The sequence below is a fragment of the Phormidesmis sp. 146-33 genome, assembly GCF_052939515.1.
Map to the genome: position 1 here is coordinate 20,513 of NZ_JBJPHU010000037.1, position 17,569 is coordinate 38,081.

The 17,569-nt window shown below is 47.2% G+C and carries 8 protein-coding genes; all 8 read left to right on the forward strand.

Annotation, left to right across the window (positions count from 1 at the left end; all coding sequences use genetic code 11):
- Positions 1 to 19 precede the first annotated feature (19 nt).
- The 8 genes from ACJ2PR_RS16325 (at position 20) to ACJ2PR_RS16360 (ending at position 17,563) form a co-directional block, all read left to right on the forward strand.
- Complete coding sequence (locus ACJ2PR_RS16325) at positions 20 to 2,959, forward strand: CHAT domain-containing tetratricopeptide repeat protein (RefSeq protein ID WP_446877780.1); 2,940 nt, start codon at positions 20 to 22, stop codon at positions 2,957 to 2,959.
- 376 nt (positions 2,960 to 3,335) lie between these two features.
- Positions 3,336 to 3,980: a hypothetical protein gene (locus tag ACJ2PR_RS16330; RefSeq protein WP_446877781.1), complete on the forward strand. Its 645-nt coding sequence runs from the start codon at positions 3,336 to 3,338 to the stop codon at positions 3,978 to 3,980.
- A 614-nt stretch (positions 3,981 to 4,594) separates the two neighbouring features.
- On the forward strand, positions 4,595 to 7,069 hold the full coding sequence (locus ACJ2PR_RS16335) for a CHAT domain-containing protein (RefSeq protein WP_446877782.1): 2,475 nt from the start codon (positions 4,595 to 4,597) through the stop codon (positions 7,067 to 7,069).
- Between the two features lie 154 nt (positions 7,070 to 7,223).
- Positions 7,224 to 10,436, forward strand: coding sequence for a CHAT domain-containing tetratricopeptide repeat protein (locus tag ACJ2PR_RS16340; protein ID WP_446877783.1), 3,213 nt, complete (start codon positions 7,224 to 7,226; stop codon positions 10,434 to 10,436).
- 84 nt (positions 10,437 to 10,520) lie between these two features.
- Entirely contained in the window at positions 10,521 to 11,246 is a 726-nt protein-coding gene (locus ACJ2PR_RS16345) for a hypothetical protein (RefSeq protein WP_446870219.1), read from the forward strand.
- A gap of 239 nt (positions 11,247 to 11,485) precedes the next feature.
- Positions 11,486 to 12,190: a hypothetical protein gene (locus tag ACJ2PR_RS16350; protein ID WP_446877784.1), complete on the forward strand. Its 705-nt coding sequence runs from the start codon at positions 11,486 to 11,488 to the stop codon at positions 12,188 to 12,190.
- Positions 12,191 to 12,243: 53 nt separating this feature from the next.
- On the forward strand, positions 12,244 to 14,598 hold the full coding sequence (locus ACJ2PR_RS16355; protein WP_446877785.1) for a S8 family serine peptidase: 2,355 nt from the start codon (positions 12,244 to 12,246) through the stop codon (positions 14,596 to 14,598).
- Between the two features lie 340 nt (positions 14,599 to 14,938).
- Positions 14,939 to 17,563 carry a CHAT domain-containing protein gene (locus ACJ2PR_RS16360; RefSeq protein WP_446877786.1) on the forward strand — a complete coding sequence of 875 codons (2,625 nt, stop codon included), beginning with the start codon at positions 14,939 to 14,941 and terminating at the stop codon, positions 17,561 to 17,563.
- Positions 17,564 to 17,569 lie beyond the last annotated feature (6 nt).

Below are 17,569 nucleotides of genomic sequence, written 5' to 3' on the forward strand. Positions count from 1 at the left end.
CTCCAAACGCTAAAAGCCAATGAAGCTTTCCTCTCTAAAACAACCTAAATTTAGCAATCGTAAGGTGAAATTTTTCCTTCCCCTCGCGTTCTTCATTTCTCATGCTTCATTTTTCATTTCTTCCTACGCCCCTCTTCCTGCGGTTGCCCAAATCACTGATGTCCGCAAAACCGAGACCGATCGACTGCTCAATCAGGGAGTTCAACAGTATCAGACTAGTCAATTTGAGGCAGCAATCATCTCTTGGCAACAGGCCCTTCAGATGTATCGTGCAATTAAAAATCAGCAAGGTGAGGGCAAAGCACTAGTTAATTTGGGATCTGCTTACTATTCTTTAGGTAACTATACCAAAGCCATCGAGTACTATCAGCAAAGTTTAGCGATCGCCCGCGAAATCAAAGATCGACAAGGTGAGGGGAGAGCACTGGACAATTTGGGAAATGCTTACAATCTAATAGGCAATTATGCCAAAGCGATTGAGTATTCTCAGCAACGGTTAGCGATCGCCCGCGAACTCAAAGACCGACGAGGTGAGGGGAGAGCACTGGGCAATTTGAGAAATGCTTACAGCTCTCTAGGCGACCATACCAAAGCGATTGAGTATTCTCAGCAACGGTTAGCGATTGCGGACGAACTCAAAGACCAGCAAGCTGCGGGCAAGGTACTGGAAGATTTGAGAACTAATTACCGTCCTTCAAGCAACTATTTCTTCAAAGCCGTTGAGACCTATCAGCAATGGTTAGCGATCACACGTAAACTCAGAAGTCGGCAAGGTCAGGGCTTTAAATTGGACAGGTTGGGCACTGCTTACCGTTCTCTAGACAACCCTGACAAAGTGATTGAGTATGCTCAACAAAGTTTAGCAATCGCACGCGAATTCAACGATCGTGAAAGTGAGGGCAATGCACTAAGCAATTTGGGAGTTGCTTACAATTCTCTAGCTAACTACTCCAAAGCAATTGAATACGCTCAAAAAAGGTTAGCGATCGCAAGGGAAATTAAAGACCGTCGAGGTGAGGGCGACGCATTAGGCATTCTGGCAAATACTTACAGTTTACTAGGCGACTATTCCAAAGCGATTGAGCATTATCAGCAATGGTTAGTAATCACACGCGAAGTCAAAAACCGTCGAAGTGAGGGCATCGCGCTGGGCAATCTGGGAAGTGCTTACTCCATGCTAGGCAACTATACCAAAGCGATTGAATACCGTCAGCAATGGTTAGCGATCACCCGCGAAATTAAAAACCGACGAGATGAGGGCATCGCGCTGGGCAGTCTGGGAAATGCTTACTCTATGCTGGGCAACTATTCTAGAAGCATTGAGTACCTTCAGCAAGGTTTAGTGATCGCCCGCAAAGTCAAAAACCGGCGGAGTGAGAGTACCACACTAACCGCCCTGGGAACTGTTTACTACTTTCTGGGTGACTATGCAAAAGCGATTGAATACCATCAGCAAAGTTTAGCGATCGCCCACAAAATAAAAGATCGGCGACTTGAGGGCTATGTTCTCAACAGCCTCGGCGACTCTTTCTTGAAACTTGGGAATCTACCCTCTGCTGAGAAGGCGTTGCTCTCTGCTATCCAAGTGAGGGAATCGATCCGGGGCGATCTGGGCAACAACGATAACAATAAGATCTCTATTTTTGAGCAACAGGCTACGAGTTATCGCGCGCTCCAAGAAGTGTTGATTCGGCAAAACAAAATCACTCCTGCGCTAGAAATTGCTGAACGTGGGCGGGGACGCGCCTTTGTCGAACTCCTAGCACAGCGCTTATCGACAGGTTCTAGCAATGTGTCCTCTGGTGGCTTGACCCTCGCCGCGGCTCCTACCCAAAGCCAAATCAGGCAGATCGCCAAAATGCAGAACGCGACTCTAGTGCAGTACTCCATCATCTATGAGACCATCAAGATTCAAGGAAAGCCATCAACACGAGAATCTGCGCTCTATATCTGGGTGATTCAACCGACCGGCGATATCACTTTCCGACAAGTTGACCTTAAACCCTTATGGCAACGGCACAACACCTCTTTAGCTAAACTAACCATTGAGAAGCAAGAGTTTCTCGCTGTCCGCAGTCGTGGTTCTAACTCTACTAGACCTCAAGCTAATCTACCCACGCTACATCAATTACTCATTGAGCCGATCGCTCCGCTCCTCCCCAAAACCCCGAACGATCACGTCATCTTCATTCCCCAGGGTGCGCTGTTTCAAGTACCCTTCCCCGCCCTGCAAGATGATCAAGGAAACTACCTGATTCAAAAACATACGATTCTCACGGCTCCTTCCATTCAAGTGCTGGCACTCACCCGACAACAGCGACAGAAATTAAGCAATCAAAAACCAGGTAGAGCCATAGTGTTGGGCAATCCGACCATGCCCAGTGTTTCTCCTGCGCCCGGAGCACCTGAGCGATCGTTATCTCCCTTACCCGGAGCCGAAACGGAAGCGAAAGCGATCGCCCCCCTCCTCAACACTCAACCCATTATTGGCGCACAAGGAACTAAAGCAGCGATCGTTGCAAAAATGCCTCAAGCTTCAATCATTCACTTCGCGACACATGGACTACTGGATGATGTAAGGGGATTAGAAAGTGCAATCGCACTAGCTCCCTCTGGCAAAGATAATGGCTTATTGAGCGCAGAAGAAATCTTGGACATGAGACTAAAAGCGAACCTGGTTGTTTTGAGTGCCTGCAACACTGCACAAGGAAGAACCACAGGGGACGGCATCATTGGGCTATCGCGTGCCTTTATCTCAGCCGGGGTGCCCAGTGTGATTGTTTCCTTGTGGTCAGTTCCCGATGCCCCCACTGCGGAACTAATGCAGTCGTTTTACCAAAACTTGCAAAAGAACCCAGATAAAGCCCAAGCACTCCGGCAGGCAATGTTAACGACGATGAAAACCCATCCCCAGCCGCGAGATTGGGCAGCCTTCACATTGATAGGAGAAGCGGAGTAGCGCTGTAGAAACTGCGATTGGTGAATCAAGTTGCATCTTCCCGCAATCGATATTGCACTCTCTCATTCATCAGATTTGCGGGTGTGCTGCGTGAATACTCAACATAATTTGCTTACCATCTTGATTAAGAGCCATTCAGAGCCACTCCCGTTTCTCCACTTACTTATCTCCACTTACTTAAAGGTAAAGAAGCAATTTTGTCGGTTAGTTCACCTCCCTGTACTTTGTTCTGATAACCACGTGACCAAAAGCACTTGCGAAGCTAACATCAATTGCCGGACATGCATGCAGAAGTCTAATTTACAAAACGCTCAACATAGACTTTAAAGGTTCATCAACAAGTGAAACGATCGCTAACCTGCAAGGGATGAAATCAATGCAATTCTACAAAGCCAAAGCTTGGGGGTTTCAGATTATTGGATTGCTACTGTTAAACACTTTCACTGCTAATTCTATTAATGCACAGCCCACTCAAACCGGACTTAAATTTAGAGACTCTCCAGCATTAAACGTGGGGGTACTCTATTCTCTACGGGTTACAGCAACTTACCAAGTTGATTCGGGCCAGTGTCACGGGCCAGTCTACTTATCTAAGCCTCAGACCTACACCCGCAACTACACCGACGAACCAGCAAGTCGCGCTGTCTTTATCTCAAAAACGATGCCTGCTCCAGGTTTGCGTGTTGTCATCCGAAATATCACACTGGGCATCGACCAGAATCCGTCTCCCTATACCGATCGAGAGTATGACAAAGCACCCACATCTGAAGGATTCAAAGTCAATGTTGGAGTTGCTCATAGTGGCAGATATCTCGCTGTTCGAGAAGGTAAAAACGATTTCTCCTATGAAATCAAACGTGCTAACAGCGTGATTGAATCGGGTTCATTCACGGCGACGATTCAGCGCCAAACCAAAGCAATCACGCGCGACGAAACGATGGCTTCTTCGTCTAGCGATAAAGATGCAGAATGTCGTCGAACTTATGATGAAGAGAATAAACGCGATCGCAAGCGTCATTAATTTGATCAATGGTCATCTACTATAGTTTCTAGTTGCTCCATTCTTTAGATAACAGAACAACACCTTTACAGCGTTGCAAGAAATAAAATTAATGAATAACACCGATCGCCAATACTTGTCTTTGCTATCGCTTTTTAACTATGTATTGGGAGGCATTCATCTATCTCTAACAATTGTGTCGCTTTCATTCTTTTTCCAGACTTGGCGCTTTATCTCCCTGTATGATTCACAGGTTCGCCACGCTGTACCTTTTTGTCCGGAGGTCTTCTTTTGAGTTACGGACTTACTCTTCTGTTTGTTGGACTCACCTATTCTTTGTTGACGATTGCTTCAGGACGATGTTTGGCAAGACGAAAAGGCTATGGATTTAGCTTTACGATCGCTTGTCTTCAATGCATTTCCATTCCCTTGGGAACCATCTTGGGAATCGTAACGATTAATATCCTCCTAAGAGATTCTGTCAGGCTGCTATACCAATCAAATCAACGGTGAGCTGCGAGTGAGAGGAGAGCGATCGCCTCAAACAAATTGAAGCAACCCTTGCAGTATCTGTGGAGCAGCGCGATCAAAAACCACAACCTCGCTAATTCCTTCGCCCCAAACTCTAAAATTTGATGAATCCCTTATTAAAGCTGCTCAAATCCAACGATCGTAGAGTGCGATTGCCTCTGGCAACTGCGAAGCACCCGCGCTTCTTCTTTCCCCTCGCCCTTTGCCTGTTGTCTGTTGCCTTTTACATTCCCCCCCACGCCCCACGTTTAGCGATCGCTCAAACGATCGATTCTCAAAGGGTAGAAGCCAATCAACTGTACGATCGAGGCAGACAGCAGCAGCAATCCCATCAGTATCAAGCAGCAATTCAGTCTTACAATCAGGCACTAGCAATCTATCGCGCTATCAGGAGCCGTCGAGATGAACTCGCCACACTGGGTTATTTGGGACTGGTTCATCTTGAATTAAGCAACTATGACCAATCAATTGAGTACACACAGCAGGCGTTAGCGATCGCACGGGAAACACAAGACCCAGAAAATGAAGCCAACGCACTGCTTCATCTAGGTATCACATACCGCCTGCTAGGCAACTATGCTAAAGCGATTGAGTATACACAGCAGGGTTTGGCAATTGTGCGGGAAAGGAAAGACCGTCACAAAGAAGGTGTCGTATTGGGTAATTTGAGCATTGCTTATACGTATATTGGCGACTATGACCGAGCATTTGAGTATGCACAGCAAGGATTGAAGATCGCACAGAAACTTCAAGACCGCGAAGGTGAAGGGGCAGCATTGAGTCATGTGGGAGTCCTTTACTCGTTTGCAGGTAGATATAGCCAAGCAATTGAATACCTACAGCAAAGCTTAGCGATCGCCCGCGAACTTAAAAACCGTCGAACTGAAAGCAGAGCATTGGGCAATTTAGGAGTTGCTTATAAAGGTTTAGGCAAATACGCTCAGGTGATTCAGTATACACAGCAGTGGTTAGCGATCGCCCGCGAAATTCAAGATCGTCAAGGTGAAGCGATAGCACTGAGGAGTCTGGGAGATGCTTACTTTTCCTCAGGCAACTACACCAAGACAATCGAGTATATGCAACAAAGTTTAGCGCTTGCACGGGAAATTCACGATCGTCAAGGAGAGGGTATGGCGCTCAACAACCTCGGAGCGGCTTTGCTAGAAGTTGACAATTTACCCGAAGCTGAAAAAATGCTCCTGAATGGCATTCAAGTTTGGGAATCAATGCGGCAGACATTCGACGCTAACGATAATAATAAAGTCCTGCTTTTTGAAGGACAAGCCCGCACTTATCGAACTCTACAACAAGTCCGAGTCGCACAGAATCAACCGAGCGCCGCGTTAGAAATTGCCGAGCGGGGGCGTGCCCGTGCTTTTGTCGATCTTCTGACCCAGCGATTATCTCCTAGTTCTGTCAACAGAGCGATCGCGACTGCTCCCAACCAATCCCAAATTCGTCAAATCGCGAAAGCACAAAACGCTGCCTTAGTTCAGTACTCGATTATCTATGATAATTTTCAAATTGAGAGCAAAGACGCATGGCGAGAATCAGCGCTTTATATTTGGGTGATTTCACCCACGGGTGAAATCACCTTCCGTCAAGTTGATCTAAAACCTCTCTGGCAACAACACAAAGTTTCTCTAGCTGACCTGATCGTTGGCAATCAAGAATTTTTTGCGGTTCGGAGTCGCAGCGCTTTCTCTACCCATTCCCAACCCAATTTACCTACACTACATCAATTGCTGATAGATCCGATCGCCACTCTCCTCCCCAAAGACCCCAACGCCCACGTCATTTTCATTCCGCAAGGCTTACTCTTTCAAGTCCCCTTTCCCGCCCTCCAAGATAGTAACGGGACTTACTTAATCCGAAAACACACGATTCGCACTGCCCCCTCGATTCAAGTACTAGCACTAACCCGACAACAACAACAAAGGTTAGTTACTCAGCAATCTAACAACAGGAAAGCTCTCGTATTGGGCAATCCCACCATGCCGAGTGTGTCTGTCTATCCTGGAGCGCCCAAACAACGATTGTCACCCCTACCCGGAGCCGAAATCGAAGCAAAAGCGATCGCTTCCCTCCTCACCACTCAACCGATTATTGGCGCACAAGGAACCAAAGCAGCGATCGTTGCAAAAATGCCCCAAGCCTCAATCATTCATCTCGCTACTCATGGACTACTGGATGATGTAAGGGGATTGGAAAGCGCGATCGCTCTAGCACCTTCTGGTAACGATGATGGACTACTGACCGCAGAAGAAATCTTGAACATGAAACTACAAGCAGATTTAGTGGTCTTGAGTGCTTGCAATACGGCACAGGGCAGAACAACCGGAGATGGGATTATTGGCTTGTCGCGATCGCTCATTTCAGCAGGTGTACCCAGTGTGGTCGTCTCCCTGTGGGCAGTTCCCGATGCGCCGACCGCCGAATTGATGCAGGCATTTTATCAAAACCTTCAGAAGAATCCAGATAAAGCACAAGCCCTTCGACAGGCAATGTTAGCAACAATGAGAACCCATTCCAAACCGCGAGATTGGGCAGCCTTCACGCTGATTGGCGAGGCAGAGTAAGGGCGATCGCGTCAGGACGATGCTTAAAAAAGTGAAAAGGATATGAATTTAGTTTTACTGTGGCTTGTCTTCAATGTATCTCCATCCCCTTTAGAACCATAATGGGAATTGTGACTATATGCACCTCACTCAGATTACTGCTCGTTTCCTACTGATGACGGCTCTGCTCAGTGCGTTACCCGACGCTGCACGATTGAACACTCCGCGTGTTCTCGCGCAATCCTCCGCGAACGATCCGATACAGACACAGGCAGCGCAGTTAGTCCAACAAGGGAGACAACTCTACCGCAGTTCACGATTTACTGAAGCGCTAACTGTGTATCAGCAGGCATTGAGGCTGTATCAGCAGATGGGCGATCGAGCGAATGAAGGCATTACGCTCACCACCATTGGGCAAGTTTATGACAGATCTGGGCAATATGCAGAGGCATTACAGTTTCATCACTCAGCACTGAAGATAGCGCAGGAAGAGCATAATCAGTTGCTGGCAGGTACTACGCTCAATAACATTGGACTGATCTACATACACTTGGGGCAGTATGCGGAAGCGTTGCAGTCTTATCAAGGAGCACTAAAAATTGCTCAAGAAATGCACGATCGATCAGGAGAGAGGTACGCTCTCGTCTTTATTGGCGTAGTCTACAACGTATCAGGACAGTATGCGAAGGCATTAGAGTCTTATCAGCAGGCTTTGAAAATCGCTCAAGAAATGCGTGATCAAGTAGCAGAAGGTAGCACGCTCACCCACCTTGGATCAATCTATGGCAGCTTAGGGCAGTATGCGGAGGCATTAGAGTCTTATCAACTGGCTTTAAAAATTTGGCAAGAAGTCGGTGATCGTGCGAATCAAGGTCGAACTTTCAACAACATTGGATCGATCTACAGTAAGTCAGGGCAGTATGCGAAAGCGTTAGAGTTCTATCAGCAGGCTTTGAAAATTGCTCGAGGAATGCACGATCGAACAGAAGAAGGGCGTGCACTCGGCAATATTGGATCGATCTATCTAGATTTAGGGCAGTACGCGAAGGCGTTGGATCTCTTTCAACAGACTTTGAAAATTTGGCAAGAAGTCGGCGATCGCCCTGGGGAAAGCACCACATTACATGCTCTTGGAGCGGTCTATCTAACATTAGGGCAATATCCGAAGGCAATGTCAGCTTTTCAACAGTCACTGAAGTTGCGTCAAGAGATGGGCAATCGAGCAGGGGAAGGCAGCGCGCTCAACGCTATCGGAACTATCTATAAATTTTTAGGCCAACCTGCAAACGCGCTAAAGCATCATCAGCAGGCATTGAAAATTTATCAAGCAATTGGCGAGCGGTTTTCTGAAGGTTCAACACTGAGAAACATTGGAGGACACTACGCACACTTGAAACGATATACAAAGGCGCTGGAGTACTATCAGCAGGCGCGGAACGTGTATCGAGATATGCCGGAGCCAATTGAGGAAAGCAGAACGCTCAAAGAAATTGGAGCAACTTATCGTGAGTGGGGACAACTTGAAAAAGCGTTGGATGCTTATCAGCAAGCGTTGAAGATTTTCCAGGCAATAGGAGATCCAGCAGGAGAAAGCAATGTGCTTGAAGATATTGGAGAAATTTACAGGATCTCTGAGCAATATGCGGAAGCACTGAAATATTATCAGCAAGCATTCAAGATTCATCAAATGACAGGTAATCGAGCAAGCGAAAGTGCTGCACTCACGAACATTGGAAAGAGCTACACAGAGTTAGGACAACTTGAGAAGGCAATGCAGTCCTATCAGCAGGCATTAAAATGGTCACAAGAGGCAGGCGATCGATCACAAGAAAGCAACGTACTTAATGCGATTGGAAGACACTACGCTAGTTTGGGTCGATATGCGAAAGCACTGGAGTATTATCAGCAGTCACTGAAGATGACTCAAATCTTGGGTCAGCGTGAGATGAAAGCTCACAGGCTGACCACCATTGGACTTGCGTTTCTTTCTTTAGAAAAATACAGTGCAGCAGAACAGCCTCTATACCAATCGATTTCAATTTTTGAGCAACTTCGACCCGGATTGCAGGATCGAGATAAAATTGCCCTCAACGATCTTAACAAGACCTCTTACCAAGCGTTACAACATGCATTAGTGGCTCAAAATAAAATTGCGTCTGCTTTAGAAGTGTCGGAACGAGGTCGCACTCGTGCTTTTGTCGAACTCCTTGCTACTCGTCTGGCAAGCAGTCCCAACGACTCCCAAACCATTCAACAGTTAAGTCAACCGATCTCGCTGGCTCAAATCCAGCAAGTTGCCCAACGGCAAAACGCCACGCTAGTGGAATATTCGGTGATAGGTAATAACAGTCTGTATATCTGGGTAGTTCGTCCCACTGGGCAGATTGAGTTTCGCAAAACTGGGTACACATCTTCAACCACAAAACTACAAGAGTTGGTGTCTGTCACTCATGATGTTTTACGGCGAGGCGTTCGTCGCTCTGGAACAACATCCACTCCAGCGTCCTCAGGAAACAATACTCGCCTGAATCAGTTTGGAGCCGACCAACTCAGAACCTTACATCAATTGCTGATTGAGCCGATCGCTGACTTATTACCCAAAAATCCCAGCGATCGCGTCATCTTCATTCCGCACAACGAACTGTTATTGGTGCCTTTTCCCGCCTTACTAAATGAAAAAGGCACCTATCTGATTGAACAGCACACCCTGCTGACAGCACCCTCAATTCAAGTCCTGAGTTTTACTAACCAGAACCAACAACAACTTAACCGTACTTCAAATCGCACTGCTTTAGTGGTTGGCAATCCTACACTGCCCAAACTGTTGGAGGGTCTTGCCCCTTTACCCGCAGCCGAACAAGAAGCCCGTACTGTCGCGCAGTTGCTCAAAACCACACCAATGATTGGGGCTGCTGCGAATAAATCAGCAGTCCTCAACCAGATGCCGCAAGCACGGTTTATTCATCTCGCGACGCATGGCTTATTGACCCCCAACGATGGCAATACACCAGGCGCGATCGTGCTTGCCCCTAATCACCCCAACCAGGTCAACGATGGCCTACTCACCCCGACTGAAATCCTTAGCATGAAGCTCAATGCGGAGCTAGTGGTGTTAAGTGCCTGTGATACCGCTCAAGGTGATGTGACAAGCGATGGCATTATCGGATTATCGCGATCGCTCATTGCAGCAGGCGTACCCAGTGTGATTGTTTCCCTTTGGGCAGTGCCCGATGCGCCAACAGCGGAGCTAATGCAGACGTTTTATAAAAACTTGCAGGAACAACCCGACAAAGCGCAGGCACTCCGACAGGCAATGCTAACCACGATGAAAACTCATCCGCAACCGCGAAATTGGGCAGCATTTACGTTGATTGGGGAAGCAGAGTAAGGGCGATCGATTGAGGCAAATTGAAGCGATCGGGTTAGTTTGGGTGTTGCAGTAAAGTTGACAATTGTAACTAATGAGAAAACTATGAAAATCTTAGTAGATACACCAACTAAATTAGTTATTAGAATTTGTGACATTGAATACTCAAAACCTGGAAAAATAATTAATCTTGCTTCTCTCATAGCACTTACAATTATCTTTTTTTATCTATTCAGCATTGCTCAGGGGCATATTCTAGCCGCTCTATTGATTACTTTGTGTGTGGGCAGTCCCATCTTTTTAATCAATTGCCTTTGGCTAGGCAGACAAAATAAGTTCTTCACATTCGATAAGAGACTCGAAAAATTGGTGATAGAGCAACAAAGTTGTTTTGTATTTAGAGTGACGTGTGCGTTAGGACTATTTCTAATCATCTTTTTTATACTAAGTTACTCAAATAAAATAAGATATACGAATATTTCTGATGTTGTCAGCATTTTCGTTAATACTTTGACGTTAGGTTTTCTGGCTTCGATTCTGCTTTATTGGTTCAGCGCAATATTTCTTAGTGAGCTAATAACAAAATTAATCAAGCGGCAGTATATTTTTGCATCTAAAGTCAAGGTGAGTGAGTATTGGCTGCGTCACATCAAGGATGTAAAAGCTCAGTGTTCAAGAACCGTGGGCATGTATGGAATTGTTTCTGAACACTGTCAAATTATATTGACAGGTGTGCTGCACGTTGAGATGGAAGATGACTACGATGAGCAGTGTAGTGAGCAGTCAGCGCAACACCTAGTTGATCGTATTAAAGTTTTCTTGGCTAACTAGTACAACTCCCCACATCATGATTAAGCCATCTGTTAGAACTATTGAGAACAGTGCAAGATTTGAGTTAACCATCTAGATATTGACAACCATTGCACTTTCCCGCAATCAAAATTGCACCTCTCTCTTCATCTAGTCTGTGGGTCAAACGAATGAAGTTTCTATATAGATTGCTTAAGATTTAAGCCAAGAACGATTTGAGCCATAAGATAGTCTGGCGCTACTGATACAAGGTGAAGCTGATGAAACTACAAAAAGCAACCCTGCCAAGTAAAGCAAAATGGGCCTCTAAAGTCATTGGAGTATCACTGTTAAGTGTTCCACTGATGGTTGATTTTACCCAAGCCCAAGCCCGATCGCCCGCTCTTCAAATCGGATTCAAATTTCAAGCATCTCAGCAATTAAATGTAGGTACAATCATGACTTTATCGGTCACTGAAGCTTACACAGTAGACTCCGGCAGGTGTCACGGGCCGTTCTACTACTCCAATTTTCAGACTCGCACCCGTCGATACACAGAGGAAACCGGACGAGCAGAATTTATATCCAATACGATGCTACCTGCTCCAGGCTTGCGCGTTGTGATCCGCAATGTTACTCCTGGGATTGATCAAAACCCGCCTCCCTATACCGATCGTGAATACGACAAAGCCTCAACATCCGAAGGATTTAGAGTGTCTTTTGGCACAAGTCACAGCGGTAGACATTTAGCAGTGCAACCTGGAAAGAACGACTTTTCCTATGAGATCAAACGCGGTAACACCGTCCTTGAGTCTGGTACTTTCATCGCCAGCATTGACCACCAAACCAAAAGTGTAGAGCGCGGTAGTACTTCTCGTCCGTATTCTTTTAGCATTGGCAAAACTGATGAGGATCGGCAATGTGAACGGGAATATGAGGATCGAAAGCGGGAATATGAAGATCGAAAGAAAAAGCCAAAGCATTGATTAGTGATGCCCAGCTTCGTAGGAATAAACTTTGTAATTTGGAACATACTTTCATGAGAAATAACCTTGTCGATCGCGCTTTATCTACTTCCCTAGATCAAACCAATCTGCAATCGCTGACCCGTGGCGATTTGAATACAGCGATCGCTGCCCAATCAACAAGTCACAGTTCACAAGCAGCAACCAGCACTGCTGATTTTGATGGGTCTGGCAGTCGGAAACTTTTCAAAATTCTCCGTGGCACAGGCAACATAACGATTAACAATTTCGGCGGCATTGGAGCGAAAGGCAATCAGACAGACGCAATCATTGCTAACCTCGATACCCTGAAGTTTGAGGGAGTGGGACTGACTGCAAAGAACATGGTTTTGACTCAACACGGTAGAGACTTAGTGATTTCATTTGAGCGAGTTTCAAATACTCAGGTGACTCTAAAGAATTTTCAGCTAGAAAATCTGGACAACTTACCTGTTGGCTCGGCGCTCTTGGGCAACATTCTATTTGAGGGTGATAGTACCATTCAGGATAGCTTTGATGTCTTTAATGCAAACTGGCAGCGCAGCCAAATTCTCGAAGGTCAGCAATCAAGCCGGGTGACTTTTCTCAATGATCTGGATGACCGTATCGCAGGGTTCGATCGCTTCAATGACATCATCAACGGTCAAGGCGGAAATGACATTATTTATGGACTAGGTGGCGATGACATTTTGCGCGGCGACGTGGGCAACGACCTGCTCTGGGGCGATGTGGGCAACGATACCCTCTGGGGAGGATTGGGGCGAGACGCTCTAGTGGGCGGCAGTGGTCGCGATATCTTTGTGCTAGAGCCTAACAAAGGGGCAGACACCATTATAGACTTCAAACTCAGTGAGCGCGATCGTATCGGATTAGCGGGAGGCTTAACGTTTGATCAGTTAATTATCACTCAGGGTACAGGAAGCAATGCCAACAGTACGCTGATCAGCACTCAGACAAACGGACTACTAGCAACCTTAAACAACATCTCTGCAAGTACCCTCAGCAATGCCGCTTTTCTGACTTTGGGGAATTTTGGATTAGTGACTAGCCAGGGCGATCGAGCCATGCAAGCCGATGTTGCCAGAAGTCGCTTTGGAGTAGATGGCACAGGCATCAAAATCGGAGTGTTGTCGAATAATTTTAACAGGCTAGGTGGGGCGGCAACAGATATTGCGAGTGGTGACTTGCCTACAAGGGTAACTGTGCTGGCAGATGATTTGAGCAGTGAGATTTCGCGTGTGACAGACGAAGGCAGAGCCATGATGCAGCTCATTCACGATGTTGCTCCCGGTGCAAGTTTGATGTTCCACACTGGGGTGGCTAGTCAAAAAGTCTTCGCGGATGGCATTCGAGCACTAGCAGCCCAGGGAGCGCAAATCATTGTAGATGACATAACTTTGGCTGAACCAATGTTCCAGGATGGGATTGTGGCTCAGGCGATCGAGGAGGTTGTCAAACAGGGCATTCCTTACTTTGCTGCTGCGAGGAACAATGCTCGTGACAGCTATCAAGGTGCTTTCAGGTCGGCTGGGTTCTTTGCAGGCTATGGAGAAGTTCATGACTTTGATCCAGGAGCCGGGGTCGATTTCTATCAGAGCATTACGCTGGCGAAGAACGATTCTTTTGATCTGTCATTTCAATGGGATTCGCCACTCGGTCGTTCTACCAATGACCTTGATATCTACCTGCTTGACAATGCAAAACAAAAAGTACTAGCTAGTAGCAGACTATCAAATGTGGGAGGAGACCCGATCGAGGCGCTGACATTCCGCAATGATGGCTCGTTTGGCTCGGATCAGTTTAATCTGTTGATTGCCAAGCGATCGGGGGCTGCTCCCGGTTTGATGAAGTATGTGGTGAATGATGCCGCCAGTACCTTCACAATCAACGATTACAACACCAACAGTTCAACGGTCTACGGCAACGGAAATGCCAGGGGCGTTGCAGCAGTCGGAGCCGCTGCTTACTTTAATACGCCTGCCTACGGTGTAAACCCTGCAAGATTACAAGACTTTTCTTCGGCGGGGGGTACTCCGATTTTGTTTGACCAAAAGGGCAATCGTCTCTCTAGACCTGAGTTTCGCCAGCAGCCGAGGTTTGTTGGGCCTGACGACACCAATACGACATTTTTTGGCACAGATACTGTGGAGGATTCTGACCTTTTTCCCAACTTTCGAGGCACGTCAGCAGCGGCTCCTCACCTTGCAGCAGTGGCAGCTTTGATGCTCCAAGCAAATCGCTCCTTAAGTCCAGCACAAATTAATCAAGTCTTAGAACAGACGGCTCTGGATATGGATGATCCAATCACTCCAGGCTTTGATGTTGGGTTTGATTACGCGAGTGGATATGGGTTGGTTCAAGTCGATCGCGCGATCGCTCAACTCGTCTAGTTCAGTTTATTTAACGTGAATTCGATAGATTTTTTCGCTTCGTTATTTAGCACTTCTGCCCCCCAACCCCCCAATCTGGGGGACTTTCGGACAACTCTCTCGTTCAAAGTCCCTCACTTGTGGGGGATTTAGGGGGCGTTCCAGAAATGTCGCTACCCACCGATTCATAGTTGGATTCAGCGGGGCAGAGTAAGCTTCTATCAGGGGCGATCGCTGGAAGCAAAGCGGAGCGATCAAGAGGACGATCGTACAATTCAAACTTCAGAATCCTATGCTTTGTCCACATCGACGACTCAAATCAAACGCTAGACTTACTTCTGCTTTCCTTGCGTCCATTTCCTTGTTTTTAGTTGCACCCCTATTCCAGACATCTGATTTCTTACTGCCCGCGATCGCTCAAACGATCGATGCTCGTAAAGCAGAGGGCGATCAACTGATACAGCGGGGGATGCAACAGCACCAAACTAGCCAGTTCCAAGCAGCGCTGAATTCCTGGCAACAAGCACTGCAAATTTATCGCGCCATTAAAGATCGCGAAGGGGAAGGTTGGGCACTGAACAATTTGGGAGGCGCTTACGGCTCTCTGGGCAACTATGACCAAGCCATTGAGTATGGGCAGCAAGGTTTAGCCATCGCCCGCAACATTAACGACCGACGAATAGAAGGTGCAGCATTAGTCGGTTTGGGAATTAATTACCACTCGCTGGGCAACTATACCAAAGCGATTGAGTATGGGCAGCAGGGTTTAGCGATCGCCCGTGCCATTAACGACCGACGAGGGGAAGGTTGGGCACTGGGCAATTTGGGAACCAACTACAGCTCTCTGGGCAACTATATCAAAGCGATTGAGTATACTCAGCAGAGCTTAGCGATCGCCCGCGAAATTAAAGACCGACGAGGGGAAGGTACTACACTGGGCAATTTGGGAACCGATTATCACTATCTAGGTAACTATGCCAAAGCGATTGAGTATTCCCAGCAAAGCTTAATCATCGCCCGCGAAATTAAAGACCGACGAGGGGAAGGTCGGGCACTAGTCAATCTGGGAGCTACTTATCACTCTCTATACAACTATGCCAAAGCAATTGAGTATGTGCAGCAGAGCTTAGCGATCGCCCGCGAAATTAAAGACCAACGTAGTGAAGGTGTGGCACTGGGATACTTGGGAGCCGCTTATGGCTCTTGGGGTAATAATAATGATGCCAAAGCTATTGAGCATATTCAGCAAAGTTTAGCGATCATACGCGCCATCAAAGACCGCAAAGAAGAAGGTGTGGCACTGGGCAATTTGGGAGCCATGCATCACTTTTTGGGCGACTATACCAAAGCAATTGAATATACCCAGCAGAGCTTAGCCATCGCCCGCGAACTTAAAAACCGACGAGGAGAGGGTGAGGCACTAAGGAATCTAGGAAATCATTACTACTTTTTAGGTAACAACTATGTCAAAGCGATTGAATATACCCAGCAAAGCTCAGCCATCGCCCGCGAAATTAAAGATCGACAAGGAGAAGGTACGGCACTCAACAATCTAGGCGCGGTATTCTTAGAAGCTGGCAACACCGTACAGGCTGAGAAAATGCTTGTACAGGGGATTCAAGTTTGGGAATCGCTGCGGCAGATGCTCGGCTCCAACGATGCGAATAAAATTTCCATCTTTGAAGGACAAGCCCGCACTTATCGAACGTTACAACAAGTCCGGGTGGCTCAAAATAACCCGATCGCCGCGCTGGAAATTGCCGAGCGGGGACGTGCCCGTGCTTTTGTCGATCTCCTGACCCAGCGCTTATTGTCAGATGCTGCTAATCGAACCGTTGCCGCTGCTCCCAACCAGAACCAAATCCGCCAAATTGCCAAAGCACAGAATGCGACTTTGGTGCAGTACTCCATCATTTACAACGAATTTCAGATTCAAGGAAAAAGAGAACCGCGTGAATCGGCACTCTACATCTGGGTGATTCAACCGACGGGCGAAATCACCTTCCGTCAAGTTGACCTCAAACCACTTTGGCAACGGCACAAAGTCTCCCTAGCTAACCTGATCATTGGCAATCAAGAATTCCTGGCTGTCCGCAGTCGCAGTTCCCGCTTCACCAAACCCCAACCCGACTTACCGACCTTGCATCAACTGCTGATTGATCCGATCGCCGCTCTACTGCCCAAAGACCCCAACGCCCACGTCATTTTCATTCCGCAAGGCTCACTCTTTCAAGTCCCCTTTCCCGCCCTCCAAGATAGTAACAGGACTTACTTAATCCAAAAACACACGATTCGCACTGCCCCCTCGATTCAAGTACTAGCATTAACCCGACAACAACGACAGAAGCGATCGAGTCAGCAATCTAACAGTAGGAAAGCTCTCGTATTGGGCAATCCCACCATGCCCCAAGTTTCTCTGTCGCCCGGAGAACCGAAGCAGCAATTATCACCCCTACCCGGAGCCGAAGCGGAAGCTAGAGCGATCGCTCCCCTCCTCAACACCCAACCGATCCTTGGCGCACAAGGAACTAAAGCTGCGATCGTTGCAAAAATGCCTCAAGCCTCAATCATTCACCTCGCGACACATGGACTACTGGATGATATTCGTGGATTGGGAAGCGCGATCGCTCTAGCTCCTTCTGGTAATGACAATGGACTATTGACCGCAGAAGAAATCTTGAACATGAGACTGCAAGCAGATCTGGTTGTTTTAAGTGCTTGTAATACAGCACAGGGCAGAACAACTGGAGATGGAATGATTGGCTTGTCTCGATCGCTGATCGCCGCCAGGGTTCCGAGTGTGATTGTTTCGCTCTGGGCAATTCCTGATGCACCTACTGCGGATCTGATGAAAGCGTTCTATCAGAACTTGCAGAAGAATCCAGATAGAGCGCAAGCACTCCGGCAGGCAATGTTAACGACGATGAAAACCCATCCCCAACCGCGAGATTGGGCAGCCTTCACATTGATAGGAGAAGCGGAGTAGCGCTGT

Bases quoted from the DNA above. Each gene is read 5' to 3' on its own strand.
- ACJ2PR_RS16335 (WP_446877782.1), top strand. From the start codon at position 4,595: ATGAATCCCTTATTAAAGCTGCTCAAATCCAACGATCGTAGAGTGCGA.
- ACJ2PR_RS16345 (WP_446870219.1), top strand. From the start codon at position 10,521: ATGAAAATCTTAGTAGATACACCAACTAAATTAGTTATTAGAATTTGT.
- ACJ2PR_RS16355 (WP_446877785.1), top strand. From the start codon at position 12,244: ATGAGAAATAACCTTGTCGATCGCGCTTTATCTACTTCCCTAGATCAA.
- ACJ2PR_RS16350 (WP_446877784.1), top strand. From the start codon at position 11,486: ATGAAACTACAAAAAGCAACCCTGCCAAGTAAAGCAAAATGGGCCTCT.
- ACJ2PR_RS16340 (WP_446877783.1), top strand. From the start codon at position 7,224: ATGACGGCTCTGCTCAGTGCGTTACCCGACGCTGCACGATTGAACACT.
- ACJ2PR_RS16330 (WP_446877781.1), top strand. From the start codon at position 3,336: ATGCAATTCTACAAAGCCAAAGCTTGGGGGTTTCAGATTATTGGATTG.
- ACJ2PR_RS16325 (WP_446877780.1), top strand. From the start codon at position 20: ATGAAGCTTTCCTCTCTAAAACAACCTAAATTTAGCAATCGTAAGGTG.